Annotated in this window: 18 protein-coding genes and 3 pseudogenes; 8 read left to right on the plus strand and 13 right to left on the minus strand. The window is 69.5% G+C overall.

Going from position 1 to position 15797, the window contains the following annotated elements; all coding sequences use genetic code 11:
* Positions 1-46: 46 nt before the first annotated feature.
* Positions 47-745, plus strand: a complete 699-nt coding sequence (locus KN815_RS01200; RefSeq protein WP_216339291.1) for a FadR/GntR family transcriptional regulator — start codon at positions 47-49, stop codon at positions 743-745.
* Positions 746-1064: 319 nt separating this feature from the next.
* Here KN815_RS01200 and KN815_RS01205 read toward each other — a convergent pair whose 3' ends face one another.
* Positions 1065-1664 carry a TetR/AcrR family transcriptional regulator gene (locus tag KN815_RS01205; protein WP_216339293.1) on the minus strand — a complete coding sequence of 200 codons (600 nt, stop codon included), beginning with the start codon at positions 1662-1664 and terminating at the stop codon, positions 1065-1067.
* 64 nt (positions 1665-1728) lie between these two features.
* Between KN815_RS01205 and KN815_RS01210 the strand changes: the two genes are divergently transcribed.
* Together KN815_RS01210 and KN815_RS01215 are read left to right on the plus strand one after the other, a co-directional pair.
* Positions 1729-2217 carry an SDR family NAD(P)-dependent oxidoreductase gene (locus tag KN815_RS01210; RefSeq protein WP_253208667.1) on the plus strand — a complete coding sequence of 163 codons (489 nt, stop codon included), beginning with the start codon at positions 1729-1731 and terminating at the stop codon, positions 2215-2217.
* A gap of 12 nt (positions 2218-2229) precedes the next feature.
* Positions 2230-2979 (plus strand): SDR family oxidoreductase, encoded by a 750-nt coding sequence (locus KN815_RS01215; protein WP_216339294.1) that lies wholly within the window; start codon positions 2230-2232, stop codon positions 2977-2979.
* Positions 2980-3047: 68 nt separating this feature from the next.
* Here KN815_RS01215 and KN815_RS01220 read toward each other — a convergent pair whose 3' ends face one another.
* The 3 genes from KN815_RS01220 to KN815_RS01230 are packed head-to-tail and all read right to left on the minus strand — an operon-like array spanning position 3048 to position 6066.
* A complete protein-coding gene (locus tag KN815_RS01220) occupies positions 3048-4118 on the minus strand; it encodes an alkene reductase (protein ID WP_216339297.1) in 1071 nt (356 codons plus the stop codon).
* Positions 4119-4168: 50 nt separating this feature from the next.
* Positions 4169-4570, minus strand: coding sequence for a class I SAM-dependent methyltransferase (locus KN815_RS01225; protein ID WP_216339299.1), 402 nt, complete (start codon positions 4568-4570; stop codon positions 4169-4171).
* A gap of 59 nt (positions 4571-4629) precedes the next feature.
* The gene (locus tag KN815_RS01230; RefSeq protein ID WP_253208668.1) at positions 4630-6066 is read right to left on the minus strand and encodes an MFS transporter; all 1437 of its coding nucleotides are present in this window, start codon (positions 6064-6066) and stop codon (positions 4630-4632) included.
* A gap of 194 nt (positions 6067-6260) precedes the next feature.
* Between KN815_RS01230 and KN815_RS01235 the strand changes: the two genes are divergently transcribed.
* Positions 6261-6830: a cupin domain-containing protein gene (locus KN815_RS01235; RefSeq protein ID WP_216339301.1), complete on the plus strand. Its 570-nt coding sequence runs from the start codon at positions 6261-6263 to the stop codon at positions 6828-6830.
* An 11-nt stretch (positions 6831-6841) separates the two neighbouring features.
* On the opposite strand, the gene KN815_RS01240 is transcribed toward KN815_RS01235, so the two are convergent.
* From KN815_RS01240 to KN815_RS01250, 4 genes are all read right to left on the minus strand, one after another.
* Positions 6842-7900: an NAD(P)/FAD-dependent oxidoreductase gene (locus KN815_RS01240; RefSeq protein ID WP_216339303.1), complete on the minus strand. Its 1059-nt coding sequence runs from the start codon at positions 7898-7900 to the stop codon at positions 6842-6844.
* Positions 7901-8190: 290 nt separating this feature from the next.
* Complete coding sequence (locus KN815_RS51800; RefSeq protein WP_308403622.1) at positions 8191-8493, minus strand: SDR family oxidoreductase; 303 nt, start codon at positions 8491-8493, stop codon at positions 8191-8193.
* Positions 8442-8735, minus strand: coding sequence for an SDR family NAD(P)-dependent oxidoreductase (locus tag KN815_RS51805; RefSeq protein ID WP_308403623.1), 294 nt, complete (start codon positions 8733-8735; stop codon positions 8442-8444). Before KN815_RS51805 ends, KN815_RS51800 begins: the two co-directional genes overlap by 52 nt.
* A 19-nt stretch (positions 8736-8754) precedes the next feature.
* Positions 8755-9462: a hypothetical protein gene (locus KN815_RS01250; protein ID WP_216339305.1), complete on the minus strand. Its 708-nt coding sequence runs from the start codon at positions 9460-9462 to the stop codon at positions 8755-8757.
* A gap of 253 nt (positions 9463-9715) precedes the next feature.
* Here KN815_RS01250 and KN815_RS01255 point away from each other — a divergent pair.
* The 4 genes and pseudogenes from KN815_RS01255 to KN815_RS01270 all read left to right on the plus strand — a co-directional run.
* A pseudogene (locus KN815_RS01255) lies at positions 9716-10480 on the plus strand (IS110 family transposase).
* A 127-nt stretch (positions 10481-10607) separates the two neighbouring features.
* On the plus strand, positions 10608-11204 hold the full coding sequence (locus KN815_RS01260; protein ID WP_216339307.1) for a TetR/AcrR family transcriptional regulator: 597 nt from the start codon (positions 10608-10610) through the stop codon (positions 11202-11204).
* Between the two features lie 55 nt (positions 11205-11259).
* A pseudogene (locus tag KN815_RS01265) lies at positions 11260-11637 on the plus strand (ISAzo13 family transposase); the annotation flags it as partial.
* Positions 11638-11785: 148 nt separating this feature from the next.
* Positions 11786-12148 (plus strand): annotated as a pseudogene (locus KN815_RS01270) (integrase core domain-containing protein); the annotation flags it as partial.
* Between the two features lie 27 nt (positions 12149-12175).
* Here the strand turns inward: KN815_RS01270 and KN815_RS01275 are convergent.
* The 5 genes from KN815_RS01275 to KN815_RS01300 all read right to left on the minus strand — a co-directional run bounded on the left by KN815_RS01275 (position 12176) and on the right by KN815_RS01300 (position 15759).
* Positions 12176-12940, minus strand: coding sequence for an SDR family NAD(P)-dependent oxidoreductase (locus KN815_RS01275; RefSeq protein ID WP_216339310.1), 765 nt, complete (start codon positions 12938-12940; stop codon positions 12176-12178).
* 353 nt (positions 12941-13293) lie between these two features.
* Positions 13294-13662 (minus strand): TetR family transcriptional regulator C-terminal domain-containing protein, encoded by a 369-nt coding sequence (locus KN815_RS49865; protein ID WP_253208669.1) that lies wholly within the window; start codon positions 13660-13662, stop codon positions 13294-13296.
* A 159-nt stretch (positions 13663-13821) separates the two neighbouring features.
* Positions 13822-14457 carry an Rv1733c family protein gene (locus KN815_RS01290; protein ID WP_216339312.1) on the minus strand — a complete coding sequence of 212 codons (636 nt, stop codon included), beginning with the start codon at positions 14455-14457 and terminating at the stop codon, positions 13822-13824.
* 79 nt (positions 14458-14536) lie between these two features.
* Positions 14537-15394, minus strand: a complete 858-nt coding sequence (locus KN815_RS01295) for a rod shape-determining protein (RefSeq protein WP_216339314.1) — start codon at positions 15392-15394, stop codon at positions 14537-14539.
* Complete coding sequence (locus KN815_RS01300) at positions 15391-15759, minus strand: TraR/DksA family transcriptional regulator (RefSeq protein ID WP_216339316.1); 369 nt, start codon at positions 15757-15759, stop codon at positions 15391-15393. The genes KN815_RS01295 and KN815_RS01300 overlap by 4 nt, the downstream gene beginning before the upstream one ends.
* Positions 15760-15797 lie beyond the last annotated feature (38 nt).

Raw genomic sequence — 15797 nt, forward strand, 5'->3', positions numbered from 1 at the left:
CGGCGAAGGGCGTGGGATCGCGCCCCGCCCGTTCGGGAGGAATCGGATGTCCGCAGTCGACAAGGCGTTCCACGGCCTGCGCCACATGATCGCCACCGGGCGCCTCAGCGCCGGAGGGCGCATTCCGCCCGAGGGCGAGCTGTGCGAGGAACTCGGCGTGTCCCGGGGGTCGTTGCGCGAGGCCGTACGGATGCTCGCGGCCCTGGGGGTGATCGAGCCGCGGCACGGCTCCGGTACTTATGTCTCCCAGCTCAGGCCGGAGGACATCATAGGCAGCCTGTCGCTCACCCTGGAACTGCTGCCGCTCTCCGGTCTGCTGGAGGTGTACGAGATCCGGCGTGTCCTGGAGTCCCACGTCGCGGCGCAGGCTGCGGCCCGCAGCACCCCGGAGACGGTGCGGGAACTCTTCGCGCTCATCGAGGCCATGGACGCCACCGACGACCCCACCGAGGCATCGGACCTCGACCACCGCTTCCATGCCGAGATCGCCACCGCGGCCGGAAACCCCGCCGTCGGCTCCCTGCTCTCGGTCTTCCGCGCCCGCTCCCGCAAGTACCAGATCTTCACCCTCCCCGAGGGCGAGCAGATGCGGCGCAAGAGCGACGAGGATCACCGCGTGCTGGCCACCGCGATCGCCGACCGCGATCCGCGCGCCGCCGCCGGAGCGGCCGAGGCCCATGTCGCCCAGACGGAGCGATGGCTGCGCGCCCTCATGCCGCCCATGGAGGAGGACTCCCCGGCCTGACGCGTTGCGTTGCGTTTGACGCGTCAGACCATTGCGCGTTCGCAATGCGCCGAGCACTGCAACGCCGGACGAGCCCACCGCAGCCTGGGCCTACGTGCCCCAGTCGACGACCCGAACGTCATCCCCCTACCTGCTGGTGCAGTCAGACGCCGACAGGTACTTGGTGGACTGCTCGACGAGTACCACACCACGTCCCTCCGACTGCCTCACCATCTACAGGGAAGGCCCAGCTCAGCAGCCTGATCGGAATATTGACACCCTTCAGGCCGGGGAACTTCCGCAGGTCTGGAGCAAACCGGTCGCGCGCGGAAGGTTCAGGTCACGCCCGCAATCCGTCCACCGCCGTGTCGATCGCCGTCAGCGCCGAGCTCTGGTCGAGCCCCGCCCTCGATACGAGTGACAGGCCCTGGACGATGTAGAGCAGGAGCTGCGCCTGGGCCTCGGGGGAGGAGGCGTCCGTGACCTCGCCGGCGGCCTGTGCGCGGCGGAGTGCGCCGGCGACGATGTCGGTGAAGCGGCGGTACGAGCGGGTGACGATCTCCGTGGCTTCGCTGTCCTGGGGGACGAGTTCGGCGGTCGTGTTGCCGACCAGGCAGCCCTGCGGCACGCCCCTGTCGGAGATCAGCTCGTCCAGTCGCGCCGGATGGGTCAGGATCTCGCGCAGGGCGGGCAGCACCGGGGCGGTGTCGAGCGCGGCGGTCAGGTGCCGCTCGTACACCTCCCAGTAGAGCCTGACGGCCTCCAGGTAGAAGCGGCGCTTGTCGCCGAAGGCGCCGTAGAGGCTGCCACGCTCGACGGCCAGCGCTTCGACCAGGTCCTGGATCGACGTCGCCCCGTATCCCCGGGACCAGAACAGTTTGAGTGCGCGCTCCAGCGTCTGTTGTCTGTCGAACTCGCGGGGGCGTCCGGTTCGTGCCATGCGTCCAAGACTACGACTTCTTGACTCGACGTTCAAAAAGTCGTAGCTTCCGTTGCGGAACTTCTTGAACGGTCACACGGAAGTCGGTCGCTCACTGGCCGTCACAAAAGGCGAAACGATGGAATTTGCGGGCAAGACGGCGCTCGTCACCGGATCCGGCGCGATCGGCGGACTCGGGCACGCGACGGCCAGGGTGCTGGCCGCGGGCGGAGCCGACCTGATCCTGACCGGCACCGATCCGCAGCGCGGAGCCCAGGTCGTGGAAGACCTCCGCGCGGCCGATGGCGAGTCCATCGGGGTGGTGCGCTTCGTCGCGGCCGACGTGTCCGACCCGGCGAGCGTGCGGCAACTGGCCGAGGACGCCGGAGCCGTCGACATCCTGATCAACAACGCGAGCGTGATGACGTTCTCCCCGACCACCGAGCAGGGCCTCGCGGGCTACGACGCCGCCTTCGCGGTCAATGTGCGTGCCCCCGCCTTTCTCGCCAGTGACCGGGCCGGCTACATGACCGGGGCGATCGCCGCCGACGACGGTGGCCGCACCGCAATCTGAGGAGACAGAACAATGGACCGTCTTACGGGAAAGCACGCACTGATCACCGGAGGGACGAGCGGCATCGGCCTGGAAACGGCCCGCCAGTTCCTCGCCGAGGGAGCGACCGTCGCCATCACCGGCCGCTCACAGGAGAAGCTCGACGAGGCAGCCCGGCAGTTGGAGGGCCCGCTGCTGACCATCGCCAGCGACGCCGGCGACGTACCCGGCCAGGCGGCGCTCGCCGCGCGGCTGCGGCAGGAGTGGCCGAAGCTCGACATCCTGATGAGCAACGCCGCCGACATCACCCACCTCCCCGTCGAGGCATGGACCGAGGAGGCGTTCGACAGGCTCCTCGCGACCAATCTCAAGTCGCCGTTCTTCCTGATCAAGGACCTGCTGCCGCTCTTCTCACAGCAGTCCTCGGTCATCCTCGTCGGCTCGGTCTCCGCCTACATCGGACACGAGAACGCGACGGTCTACGGCGCGGCCAAAGCGGGCCTGCTCTCCTACACGCGCGGGCTGACCTATGAGCTGAAGGACCGGGGCATCCGCGTCAACGGACTGAGTCCGGGCCCGACGATCACCAACGCGTTCGCGCCCCTCGGCCCCGAGCGCCGGGCAGCCCTCTACGAGGAACTGCGGCAGACCGTGCCTCTCCATCGCCTGGGAACCGCTACCGAGCTGGCGAAGGCGGCGGTCTATCTCGCCTCGGACGAGTCCGCCTATACCGCGGGGACCGTGCTGCGCGTTGACGGGGGCATCGGGCAGCTCGCGTACTAACGGGATGAACCGGCCTGCCTGGTGCCACCGGCCGTCAGCATGATGCGTCGCTGAACGCCAATCACTATTTACGCCAACTGCGGGTAGTCGGTGTAGCCACGGTGGTCACCGCCGTAGAAGGTGGTGCTGTCGGGCTGGTTGAGCGGGGCCCCGGTCTGCCAGCGCTGTACCAGGTCGGGGTTGGCGATGAAGGCACGCCCGACCGCGACAAGGTCGGCCTGTCCGGTGGTGACCAGTTCCTGTGCGGCGGTGACGTCGGTGACGGGGTCCCAGCCGTTGCTGACGATGTGGGAGCCGCCGAAGCGCTCTGCGAGGTCGGTGAGCAGCGGGGAGGCGGGGTCGCCGATGGCGTGCAGGTAGGCCAGGCCCATCCCGGACAGCGCGTCGACGAGGGTGCGGTACGTGGCCGCGGTGAGGTGGGGGTCGGTCTCCAGCGCGCCGTGGAGGTTGATGGCGGGGGAGATGCGGATGCCGACGCGTTCGCTGCCGATGGCGTCGCTGACGGCCTGTGCCACTTCGATGACGAAGCGGGCACGGGCCTGGGGGGAACCGCCGTAGTGGTCGGTGCGCTGGTTGGCGGAGGGAGCGAGGAATTGGTGCAGGAGGTAGCCATTGGCGCTGTGCAGTTCGATGCCGTCCAGGCCGGCGGCAATGGCGGCAGTGGCGGCGCGGGTGAATTCGTCGATGACGGCAGGAATGTCCTCGGTGGCCAGGGCGCGCGGGGTGGGGTGGGGCTGGGGGCCGGCCGGGGTGAACATCTCGCCCGGTGCGGCGATGGCGCTGGGGGCGATGGTTTCGGCCTGGTGCTTGTTGTCGGGGTGGGAGATGCGTCCGGCGTGCATGAGCTGGGCCACGATTCGGCCGCCTGACTGGTGCACGCCGGCGGCGACGGTGCGCCAGGCTTCGATCTGTTCGCTGGTGTGCAGGCCGGGCGAGTTCATGTAGCCCTGTCCGACCGCGCTGGGCTGCACCCCCTCGGTGACGATCAGCCCGGCGGTGGCCCGCTGAGCGTAGTAGGTCGCCATGAGGCTGGTGGGGACACCGTCGGGGGTGGCCCGGTTGCGGGTCATGGGGGCCATGACGATGCGGTTGTTCAGCGTCCACTTGCCCACCGTGACGGGCGCGAAGAGGTCAGTCATGAAGGTAACTCCTGAAGCGGGGTTGTGAAGTGTGCGTGGGGTGCGGAAGGTCAGGCGAGGCGGCGTACGGCAACGACCGTGTCGGTGACGGTCGCGGTCTGACCACCGGGGCCGGTGGCCACCCGCTGCGGGGTGGCCAGGCGCTGGGGTGTCCACCGCGCCGTGTCACTGCTCTCGAGGCCGTTTCGGGCGGCGAGCCGGCTGGTGCGCTGCAAGGCGGTGGGGGCGATATCGACTGCGGTGACGTGCCATTCGTGGGTGGCGAGCCAGCGGGTGTCTCCGCCTTCGCCGCAGCCCAGGTCGAGGGCGTGGCCGGGTGTGAGGTGCCGGGCCGTCTCGGCGAGCAGAGGATTCGCGGTGTCCTTCCAGACGCTGCCCTTGCGGCGGTGGAGCTGCTCCCAGAAGCTGGCGGCATCGTTGGCGGCATGGATTTCGCGGATGCACTCGTCCATCGCGTGTGCCTCTCCTTCGGATAACTTCGGGGCGGATTGGGGCCGGGGCTCGGGTGAGCTCAGTGGCCCGGGTCGGGTGCGGCCGTGTCGCCGGCCGTGCTCTTGGGCGTCTTCACCAGGGCGAGTAGTGCGACCACGGCGGCGGCCAGGAGAGCGCCCGCCACGATGAACGCGATGCGGTAGCCGTGGAGGTAGGCCTCCAACCGCATGGCCTGGGGGGTCTGCCCGGGGCTTTCGCCGCGGGAGGTGAGGTAGCTGGTGACGGCGGAGACGTAGAGGGTGTTGAGCAGGGCGGGGCCCAGGGCAGCGCCGATCTGCTGGCTGGTGCTCAGGGCGGCGCTGGCGACACCGGCGTCGTGTGGATCAACGCCGGACAGGGCCACGTTGGGGCCGGCCAGGAAGAACAGGCCGACGCCGACACTGACGAGGATCTGGGTCGGGAGGACTTCGCCCGCGTAGCCGGACGCGGTGTCGAGCCGGGTGAGCCAGAACAGTCCCACCGTGGCCAGCGTGCTTCCTGCCGCCATCAGGGTCTTGGGGCCGAGGCGGATGACCAGCGGGGCACCGAGGGTGGTGGTGGCGATGATGCCGACGCTGAAGGGCAGGAAGGCGCAGCCGGCCTGCACGGGTGTGTAGTGGAGGTTGACCTGGAGGAAGTAGGTCATGAAGAGGTTCATGCCGAACATGCCGGCACCGATGAGGAGGTTGGCCAGGAACACGCCGGCACGGGATCGGTCGAGGATCACGCGCAGCGGGAGGAGCGGGTGGGCGCTGCGGTGCTCGACCACGACGAACGCAGTCAGAAGAACCACGGCGGCGGCCAGGAGCAGCAGTGTTGCCGGGGCGGCCCAGCCACCGCCGTCGGCGGCCCGGGCGAAGCCGTAGACGAGGGCGACGAGTCCGCCGGTCACCAGCACGGCTCCGGGGACGTCGTAGTGACGGTCACCCGCGGCGCGGCTTTCACGGATGTAGGGGAGGGTGGCGAGGGCTGCAACCAGGGCGATGGGGACGTTGATGTACATGCACCAGCGCCAGCCCGCGTATTGCGTCAGCACACCGCCCAGCAGCAGCCCGACGGCACCGCCCCCGCCCTGGAACGCGCCGAAGACGCCGAAAGCCCTCGCGCGTTCCTTGGGGTCGGTGAAAGCCACGGTGATCAGGGAGAGGGCGGCCGGGGCCAGGAGGGCGGCGAAGGTTCCCTGTAGGGCGCGGGCTGCGAACAGCATGCCCGGGTTGAGAGCGAGGCCGCCGAGCATGGAGGCGGCGGCGAAGCCGAGCAGGCCGATGAGGAGGATCTTCTTGCGGCCAACGAAGTCGGCGATGCGACCGCCGAGCAGGAGCAGGCCGCCGAAGGCCAGTGCGTAGGCGGTGATCATCCACTGGCGGCTGGCGTCACTCATGCCGAGATCGCTCTGGGCCTGGGGCAGAGCGATGTTCACGATGGACACGTCGAGGACGACCATCAGGGTCGCCACGGACGCCACGATGAGCGTCATCCACCGATGGGGATCCGGCGTGGTAGGGCCGGGCGCCCTCTGGGCGCGGTGGGCGGGGCTGGTCATTGAAATCTCTCCTGAGCCGGAACCGAAGATGGGGCGACGAGGCGGCGTGCGCCGTTGCATGGCCCGGAGGCTGAAACAAGTCGTGCCGAAGGTGCAAACCCTCATGCTCTTTTGGCAAGGTGGATGTCATGACGAATATCGATCGGGTCCTGACGGCGATCGGACCGAGACTGCGGGCGCTGCGCCTGCAGCGCGGTATCACGCTGGCCGCCCTCTCTCAGACCACAGGGATCTCCGAAAGCACGCTCTCCCGGTTGGAGAGCGGCGGCCGCAAAGCGAACCTGGAGCTCCTGCTCCCCCTGGCCCACGTCTACGAGGTCCCCCTGGACGAGTTGGTCGGGGCGCCCGAGACAGGCGATCCGCGTGTGCATCTGCGGCCCGTCACCCGCGACGGCATGACCTATGTGCCACTGAGCCGCCGCCCCGGCGGGCTGCACGCCCACAAACTCGTCATCAGCCCCAGCAGTGGCGAGCCTGAGCTGAACATCCACGAGGGCTACGAGTGGATCTACGTGCTGGACGGCCGGCTGCGCCTGCTCCTCGGCGAGCGCTCCCTGCTCCTCACACCAGGTGAAGTGGCGGAATTCGACACCCATGTGCCGCACTGGCTAGGCGCCGACGACGATCAGCCGGTGGAACTGTTGGTCATCTTCGGCAAGCAGGGCGAGCGGGCCCACCTCAGGGCCCGCCCGACCTGACCGCATCGCGGTCACCCCGTACCGGGCAGCAGGGAGTCGAGGCCATGCCGCCGTTCGCCCAGCACATGCTCGGTGACCTGCGCCTCGATTGCGGCACTGAAGTCCTCACGCGGGGCAGCGCGCCGGCGTACAAGGGCCTCGTCAGTGTCGGCGTTGACGAGGTCGGCGTTGATGGCCGCCGCGGCCGTCGCACCGCCGGCCTGCGCCTGGACGAGCCCGGCCATCACATCGGCAACATTGCCGGCCACCCAGACGCCGGGGACATCCGTTGCGCCGCCGGCATCGGATGGCACATAGGTGCCGACGCCCATTGGGTGCGGCGCCGGGCCTACGCCGAGGCCGGCCAGGACTTCGCCCTGCGCGAGAAACTGCGGGGCCACCGCCAGAGAATGCACGGGGACCACCAGCTTCGAGGAGAGCCGGACGCCTCGGAGCGTGTCGTCCACGACCTCCAGGCCGGTCACCTCTCCCTGCACAACCTCGATGTCACGGGCCGCCAAACGCTCCCACTGCTCCTCTTCAGGCTCCGGCCCCGTGTGCAGGAAGAGCGTCACCAGGCTGGACCACTGGCGAAACAACAGCGCCTGATGCACTGAGGCCGCACTTGTGCTGAGCACGCCGATCGGCGCGTCCCGCACTTCCCACCCATGGCAGTAGGGACAGTGCAGCACGTCTCTTCCCCACCGCTCGCGTAGCCCCGGCACTTGCGGCAACTCGTCCACCAGGCCCGTGGTCACCAGCAGCCGCCGGGCCCGGAAGCTTGCACCGCTCTGCGTGCCGACGACGAAGAGCCCTTCCACGCGCATGGCGTGCGTGGCACGGTCGGAGAGCACCTGCCCGCCGTACCGGCTCACCTCGGCCCGCCCAGCACGCAGCAGGTCCAGCGGCGCCACCCCGTCACGCGAAAGCAGGCCGTGAGCCGCAGCGGCGGGGGCGTTGCGAGGCTCCCCCGCATCCAGCACCAGCACCGAACGTCGGGCCCGCGACAGGGTCAGCGCCCCTGACAGACCGGCCACACCGCCGCCGATCACGACTACATCGAAAACGCCGGAATCCAGTTTGTCGTTCATGCGGCACACGGTGCGGGGCTCCGGCAGAGGAAGCAATCCCTCTTGCCGATCCGGCAAGGCAAGAGCCATCTTTCGCGTCTATATATTTTCAGCCAGCGCGGCTGCCCTTGCCGGAAACCTCGTCCGTGCAGGTCACGCTGCACGTTGGTATTCGTGGAGGATGCCGCCGAGGCGATCGTGTCGGCGTATGTCGAGGCGGGCACCATCGTCGGCGGTGCCTACGGCGCCGCCGACGATGGATTTGCGATGGGGCTGCTGCTCGGCTCATGTGGGGTAGGCGGTGAGCCGGGTCAGACTGCGGAACGGCCGCCGTCGGCGGCGACGATCGCCCCGGTTGTGAAGCTGGCCCGGTCACTGGCCAGGAAGGCGACCACCTCGGCGACTTCGGTCGGGTCGGCCACCCGGGCCAGCGGCACCGTGTCGCCGTATCCGCCGACATCTTGGCCGAGTGACTCGACCGCCTTCGCCGAGCGCATCGGACCCGGCGAGACGGCGTTGACGCGGACGTTCGCCTGGGCGAACTGGGCGGCCCAGGCACGGGTCAGGGACTCCAGCGCCGCCTTGGTCGCGCCGTAGGCGGCCATGGCGGCCATGCCGATGCCTGCGGGCCGACCGCGTCGGCGAGCCGCCGCACGTCCTCGACCTTGCTCAGATCAGCCAGCAGGAAGCGGAGTCGCCCGCCGAGATTCTCAACCACCTGGGCACCGCGCCGCGGGTCGCGTCCGGTGACCGTGACATCAGCACCGCCGGAGGCGAGGCTCCGCGCCACCGCGTACCCCAGCCCACCGATGGCACCGGCGCCGGTGACCAGTGCGTTCTTTCCCTTGAAATCCATGAGCGTGGCCTTCGTCGGGTCAGCGCGCCGCGGCGGCCGCGTTACGGATCCAACTGCGGAATTCGATCGCCAGGTGCTCGCAGTGACCCTCGATCATCGAGTCCGGGGCGGCCGACGGATAGACGACGCGCACCACCACGTTCGCGCCGGTCTCGGTGTCCCGCGCCTGGTGCAGGCAGTACGCGAAGGGAGTAGCGTCGTCCAGGCTGAGCAGGGCGTTCATCAGCGTCACCGGGTAGGACGCGTCGAGGAATGCGCTGACAGCGGCGGGCAGTTCGCGCGCTACCGAGACCTTGAACCGGGTGAGGTGGCCGCCGATCGTCTCCACCATGCCGCCCGTGTAGGTGGGCGGTTCGACGTAGTGCTCGGGGTGGGCGTTGAGGAGCAGTGACTTGTCCTGGAAGCGGCCGGTGCCGGCTTGCGCGGCGAACCAGTTGGCCAGGTCGGTGCCGCTGAGCCCGCGGACGGTGAACTCGGTGCGCGACTCACGGAAAGTGCCTCCTGAGGCCGCGACGAGCTCCTTGTGGTAGCGGTCGCCGGCGGCGATCTGCTCGGCGAGCAGGTCCATCATCACCTGGCCGCCTGCCACGTTCTTCAGGTTCATCAAGGCCCGGCGTGCGGCCTTGAGCTCCCACCGGTCGACTTCGGTCTCGTCGAAGGTGCGGCCCATGGTGTGCACATCGACGGTCACGAGGGTGGTCTGCCGTGCTTCGGTGTGGGTGTTCACGTGTGTTTCCTCATCAGTTTGGGGAGTCGGCCATCCGGCAGACTCCAGGTGGTAGCCAGCGGCAGGTGAGCACTCCTGGTTCCTGGACCGTTGAGTCCTGATGAAGGACCGTGCCCCTGCCGTTCGGCCCGGAGAGTTGATCGCTGATGGGATGTCGTGCCCGCCGCTGGCCGGCGTGAGCACTGCTTGATCAGGTCGCTGATGGTTCTCCGGCAGGCCGCTGAAGGTGATCGGCATCGAGAGCGGAGGACCGTTGCGACTGTTCGTGGGAGATGACTGGGCCGAGGACCATCACGACATCGAGGTGATGGACAGCGCCGGCGGACGGCTGGCCCGGGCCCGGCTGCCCGAGGGCGTGACGGGCATGGCCCGGCTGCCCCCGATCGTGGGTGAGCCGGCCGGGGAGGACGCCGACAAGGCCGAGGTCCTGGTGGGGATCGAGACCGGCCGCGGCCCGTGGGAGCGTGCCCTGGTCGCCGCGGGGCACACGGTGCTGGCCGTCAACTCGTCGCAGGCCGCCCGGTTCCGTGACCGGCTGGGGGCCTCCGGGGCCAAGAGCGACCCCGGGGACGCGCACGTGCCGGCCGACATGGTCCGCACCCACGGCCACGAGCTGCGGCCCGTCGCCGGGGACTCCGCCCAAGTCGAGGCGGTCAAGGTCATCACCCGTACCCACAAGACCCTGATCTGGGAGCGGACCCGGCACCCCCAGCGGCTGCGGCATGCCGGGTCCGCCCAGGCCCTGCTCGCGGTCCTGAACGTGCTGAACACCCAGATCAAGACCCTGTAAGGGCAGGTCGAAGCGCATTTTGGCCGGCACCCGGCCGCTGAGATCATCCTCTCCCAGCCGGTGGGCGTCGTCCTCGGTGCCCGGGTGCTCGCAGAGTTCCGCGACGACCCCGCCCTGCGCCAGCTCGCCAACCGGCTCGTGGGCATACTCCACGGATGCCTCAAAACTGGCACCCGCTACGACGAGGCAACCGCCTGGTCGCATCACGCGGAACTGGCTACGGGGTGACATCTACGCTCCTGGGATGTCTTTCATGGCAGGAGACGGGCAATGCAGATGCGGCGACGGTCCAGATGCGTACACGGAATGCGCCAGCCTGTTTGCTGCCCGCTCAAATCCACAATAAGGTGCAGCCATGCACCTTGCAAGCCCGGAGTCCGCCCCCCGCCGCCGTCGGCGCGGCGCAGAATTGCAGGCCGCTCTACTTGACGCCGCCTGGGAAGAGCTGATGGAACGCGGCTACGCGGGCCTCACCTTCGCCGCGGTAGCGGACGGCGCCGGCACCAGTCGCGGGGTCGTCAACCGTCACTGGGCGACCAAGGCCATGCTGGTCCGTGATGCCATCGGCCGTGCCAGCGACAAGTTCACGCTCACCGATCCCGACACCGGATCGCTGCGCGATGACACCATCGGGCTGCTCGAACAGCTCAACGGGGCGTTCACTGTGTTCGCTGTCGCCATGACCGCACAGTTGGCCGCCTACTTCGAAGAGACGGGAACAACACCCGCCGAGCTGCGTGCGTCCCTGATCGATGAGAGGTGGGCGCTGATCGAGTCCGTCGCGCAGCGCGCCGTCGAGCGAGGAGAGATCGATGGTTCGAAGCTGACTCCGCGAATCACACGGTTGCCCTTTGACCTGCTCCGACACGAAGTGCTCATGGACCTGGCGCCAATGTCCGCGCACGCCATCCAGGAGATCGTTGACACGATCTTCATCCCCCTGCTCACATAAGACCCTGCGCAGGGCGTGCAGATCTTTAACTCGTGGCTTTCCATTCGGTGGTTCGTTGGTCTGGCATGAGCGGGTTGGATGGGCAACGGGCCGTGCTGGCAGCCAATTCGAGGCGATTCTGCCGCACCTCGACGAGGGGCGGCGTCGCCTGCTGATAGGGGCGGAGGCCCAGTCCCTCGGCCACGGCGGGATCGGAGCAGCCGCCCGTGCCGCCGGTGTCCGTGAGGCCACCCTGTCTGGCGGAATGCGGGAACTCGACTCCGGAGAAGCCCCGTTGGGACGCATCCGCCGGCCCGGTGCCGGCCGCAAACGCGTGGTCGACCGGAGCCCGGCCGTTCGGGAGGCACTCCTCGCACTGGTCGAGCCCGACGTCCGCGGAGATCCCATGTCGCCGCTGCGCTTGACCTGTGCCGTTCGGAAACTCGTCGCGGCAGGTCAGGCCGCGTACCTGTACTCGTTGATGAGGCATCCGAGGACGCGAGTCCGGAGTAGTCGTCGCGGAGTGCTCGAGCTGCTGGGCTGCTTCCTCTTGCTGGGCCGGTCGACCGCCGCGAGCAACGCCGAGATCCTTGCCCTTCGCCATGAGGTCGCCGTTCTGCGCCGTCAGATGGAGCGCCCGCGGCTCTCATGGGCCGATCGTGCCGTGCTCTCCGCTCTCGCGCGGCATCTTCCACCCGTCTTGCGCCGCCACCGGCTGGTCACCCCAGGCCCGGGACAGCAAGTTCACCGCCGCGTTCGACGCCGTCTTCGTCGGCAACGGCACAGCCGTCATACGGACTCCGCCGCAAAGTCCCCGGTCCAACGCGTTCGCCGAACGATGGATACGCACAGCCCGCGCCGGATGCACCGACCGCCTCCTCATCACCGGCGAACGACACCTGCGCACGGTCCTCACCACGTACGCCGAGTACTACAACGCGGGACGGGCCCACCGCAGCTTGGACCTACGGGCGCCCGACGAGGCTCCGTTGCTACAGGTTGACGCCGCCGGTGACGTCGATCTTGGCACCGGTGATCCAGCGAGCGTCGTCGGAGGCCAGGAAGGCGACCGCGTCGGCGATGTCCGGGACCTGGCCGATCCGGCCGAGGGCGGTCAGGCTGATGTTGCGCTCCAGGTTCGCTGGGTCGGCCAGCACTCCGGCGGTCATGTCGGTGCGGGTGAATCCGACGACGACGGAATTCACGGTGATTCCGCGGGGGCCTAGGTGCTTGGCCAGGGTGTGGCTGAACACGTCGAGCGCGCCCTTGGTGAGTGGATAGCCGATGCCGTGGGAGGAGGCGATACGGGTGGAGACGGATGAGATGTTGATGATCCGGCCACCGTCGCGCAGTCGTGGCAGCAGCCGCTGGGTGAGGAAGAACGGTGCCTTGATGTTGACCGCGACCATCTGGTCGAACTCCGCAGGGGTGAGAACCTCGATCGGTCGCCCCATGAGGTTGAGCCCCGCGTTGTGAACCAGGATGTCGATCATCGATTCCCCGTGTGCGCGCAGTCCGGCCTCCAGGCCGGCCATGAGCGTGTCCACGTCGTCGGGAACGCCCAGTTCGGCACCCACGATGAACGCCCCACCACCGGCCTCGGTGATGGTCGCGGCAGTCTCCTTGGCCGCCGCCTCGTCACTGCCGTAGTGCACGGCTACCAGAGCGCCGTCCCGGGCCAGGCGTTCGGCGATGCCTCGCCCGATGCCCCGGCTGCTGCCGGTGACCAGCGCGACCTTTCCACTGAGGGTTCCCATGTTCACTCCTTGATCGTGTTCCGCAGGGTTCCACCTACCCAATCAAGCAAGGTTAGCCTAGCCTAAGTTCGCTGTTCAGTCGGTCGCCGGGGTTGGGTGCCCTTCTTGGCCATGGACGCGCCCACCTCTGGGTAGAGTCGGGGCCGTATGACGAGAGATCGTCACGTACGGATTGTGAGGGTCGAGGGGTGAAACTCCCCTCGGTACTCGGCGATCTTCCTGTCACCGACGACTTTCTGGGCCCAGCCGGAGATCCTGGCGCGGGTGGTCTTGCCGAAAGTGAACGGGCGGGGCTGGGTGGGCAGCAGTGTGGGGACGATGGTGGCGGTGGGGTTCCTCGGGGCGGGAGGCCGTCACCTCGGCGACGGTGCCGGGCAGGCGCAGTCGGCCGTGCCCTTGCCGGAAACCTCATCTGTGCAGGTCAAGCCGCATTCCTGTACTCGTGGAGGATGCCGCCGAGGCGATCGTCGACGTATGTCGAGGCGGGCTGACGCGTCGGGATCGTCGATCGGCGGAGGCAAGGGCTGCTCCGGATCCGCAGCGCTATCGATGTCGCCGTGGCGCTGGGCGGCGCTGATCTCCGTCCGCAGCAGGGTCAGCAGTGCCCTCATGGTCTCGGCCGACCGTCCGGCGACCGTCGGATCATGCTGGGCCAGTTCCGCCGCGCCCTTGGCCAACAGGCATCCGCGGCGCTCGGTGTCGGAGGCGGTGTTCTCCGCCATGAGGCGCACGTAGCGGCCGCGGCCCGGTGGCCGCGGCCGCGGTCGGCTCGGCGGCCCGTCGACGATCTGCCCGGCCGTCCGCCCCGCGGCCGGGGACGACGGCTCGGCCGCGCTCGTCCAGGGTGGTCGGTCCGGGCAGGCGTGAGCGTTTGCGCAGGCTCAGGGGGACGTGGTCCAGCGTGGCGCGGTCTCGGCCCACTTGGCGTCCCACTGGGCGAGATTGCGCCGACGCAGGACCACGGCGACGCCGCGGTAGGCGGCGGCACCGGCGAGGGCCACGGTCAGGAAGCCGACGAGCGCCCAGCCCATGGTCCGGCTGCGGATCTGCTCGGCGGGCATGGGCGGCTCGGCGATCGCTCCGTCCGCGTCGACCCACACGTCGACGGAGCTGCCCGCGCTGAGCCCGGGCAGGACGTCGGTCTCGGCGGTGCGGATCCGTCCGTCCGGGTCGGTGTAGCGGACCGTGGCCGGATAGCGGTTCTCTCTCGCCTCCGCCGATCCGGGCTCCGGATGGTCCGGGGCGTCGTGGGTGAGGACGGCGGCGGTGAGGCGCAGGGTCTGCCTCTGGTGCTCGGCGGCCGCGCGGTAGTGCCGGTGGGCGGCGTCACCGATGGCGAACATGGCACCGAGCCCCAGGATCGGTACGAGCAGCAACATGGCCAGGGCGATCCGGCCCTGGAGGCGGTCGGTGCGCCGGTACAGCGGATTGTGCCGCCAGCGCCACAGCGACAGGGGGTGCACGAGCTCGTGGTGCGGGGGATCCGGGGGCTGTGCGGGTGGTGGCACGCCGGACACAGGTTCTCCTTTCCGGGGCAGGGGGGTGGCGTACAGCAGACCCCGGCCGGTGAGGTGGCGGGGTCAGGGGGCAGCGAGGTCAGCGGAAGAGCTGGCCAGGCCCGGGTGGGGACGTGCCCCTGGCCGACGGATGTCCGTGCGCGGCCCGCAACATCGTGGCGGCGCCGCGGATCGCCGCGGTATGCGGTGTGGGAACCGCCCGCAGGGGCGCGTGCGTGCCGCCGGCGAGCCGGTGAGTGAGGTCGGGGCGCAGTGCGCCGCCACCGGCCAGGAGGGCACCCCGGCTCAGGGCCTCGGCGGTGAGGGACGTGCGGTCCTGCCGGAGCATGGAGGTGAACATGGTGCTGATGGCTTCGCTGATCTCCGCCGTGGCGTCGGCGTCTGCGAGGTCGGTGGTGCCGGGGAGGTCGGTGGTGCCCAGGGCGGTGCGGCGGGCGTCGAAGACCAGGCCGTCGACGAGGAGGACCACCTCGGTGAGATGGGCGCCGATGTCCACCACGAGCAGCGGCAGGGAGAGGTCGGCGCCCGCGGCCAGGGCGATGGCGCGCGCGGTGGGGACGGTCAGGACCGCGCGGGGGCGGAGCACTTCCACGGCGGCGCGGGCCCGTTCCCGGTAGGCGGGGCCGTCCAGTACCGGCGCGGTGACCACCACCAGCGGGCGGGTGAGGCGGGGCAGGCGGTGGCTGAGGAGCCGGTCGAGCATCCGGGCCGTTCCCGGAACGTCGACGATGGCGCCGCGCTGGACCGGATACACCGCCCCAGCACCGGGGAAGGTGATGGTGGGTACGTCGAGGACCATCCCGCGGCCGGCTATCCAGGCGCGGGTGCGGGCGCTGCCCAGGTCCAGGGCGAGGCCGCAGCAGTGCCGGCACAACGGCCAGGGCCGGTGCCGGTGCCCGGCGGGGGAGCCGGACCGGAAGCGGCGGCGGACGGTCATCGTCCGGCCTCCCGTACCTGCTGGCACCGTGCGCAGTAGCGGGCCTGTGGAACGATCATCAGCCGGTCGCGCTCGACCGGGCGACGGCACAGGTGGCACGTGCCGTAGCGGCCCTCGGCGATGCGTCGCAGCGCCGCCTCCACGTCGGCGAGGACCATGCGCGCGGAGGCGGCGACTTTGACGTGCACTTCGGCCTGTGCCGCGGAGCGGCGCCGGAGCAGGTCCTCGGCGCGGGGCGGCGCGGCGATCTGCCGTAGCTGTTCCTGGCGGAACAGGTGCTGTTCGTGGAGGTTCTCCCGCAGCGCGGCGAGGTCCTCGGGCGACAGGTGCGTGGCACGGTCGCCGATGGTCTGGTGGTTCACCACTTCACCCCTTTGAGCAGGGCGGAGACGAAAACAGGAGG

Origin of the sequence: Streptomyces niphimycinicus, assembly GCF_018883605.1 — a bacterium.
Lineage (GTDB): Bacteria > Actinomycetota > Actinomycetes > Streptomycetales > Streptomycetaceae > Streptomyces > Streptomyces niphimycinicus.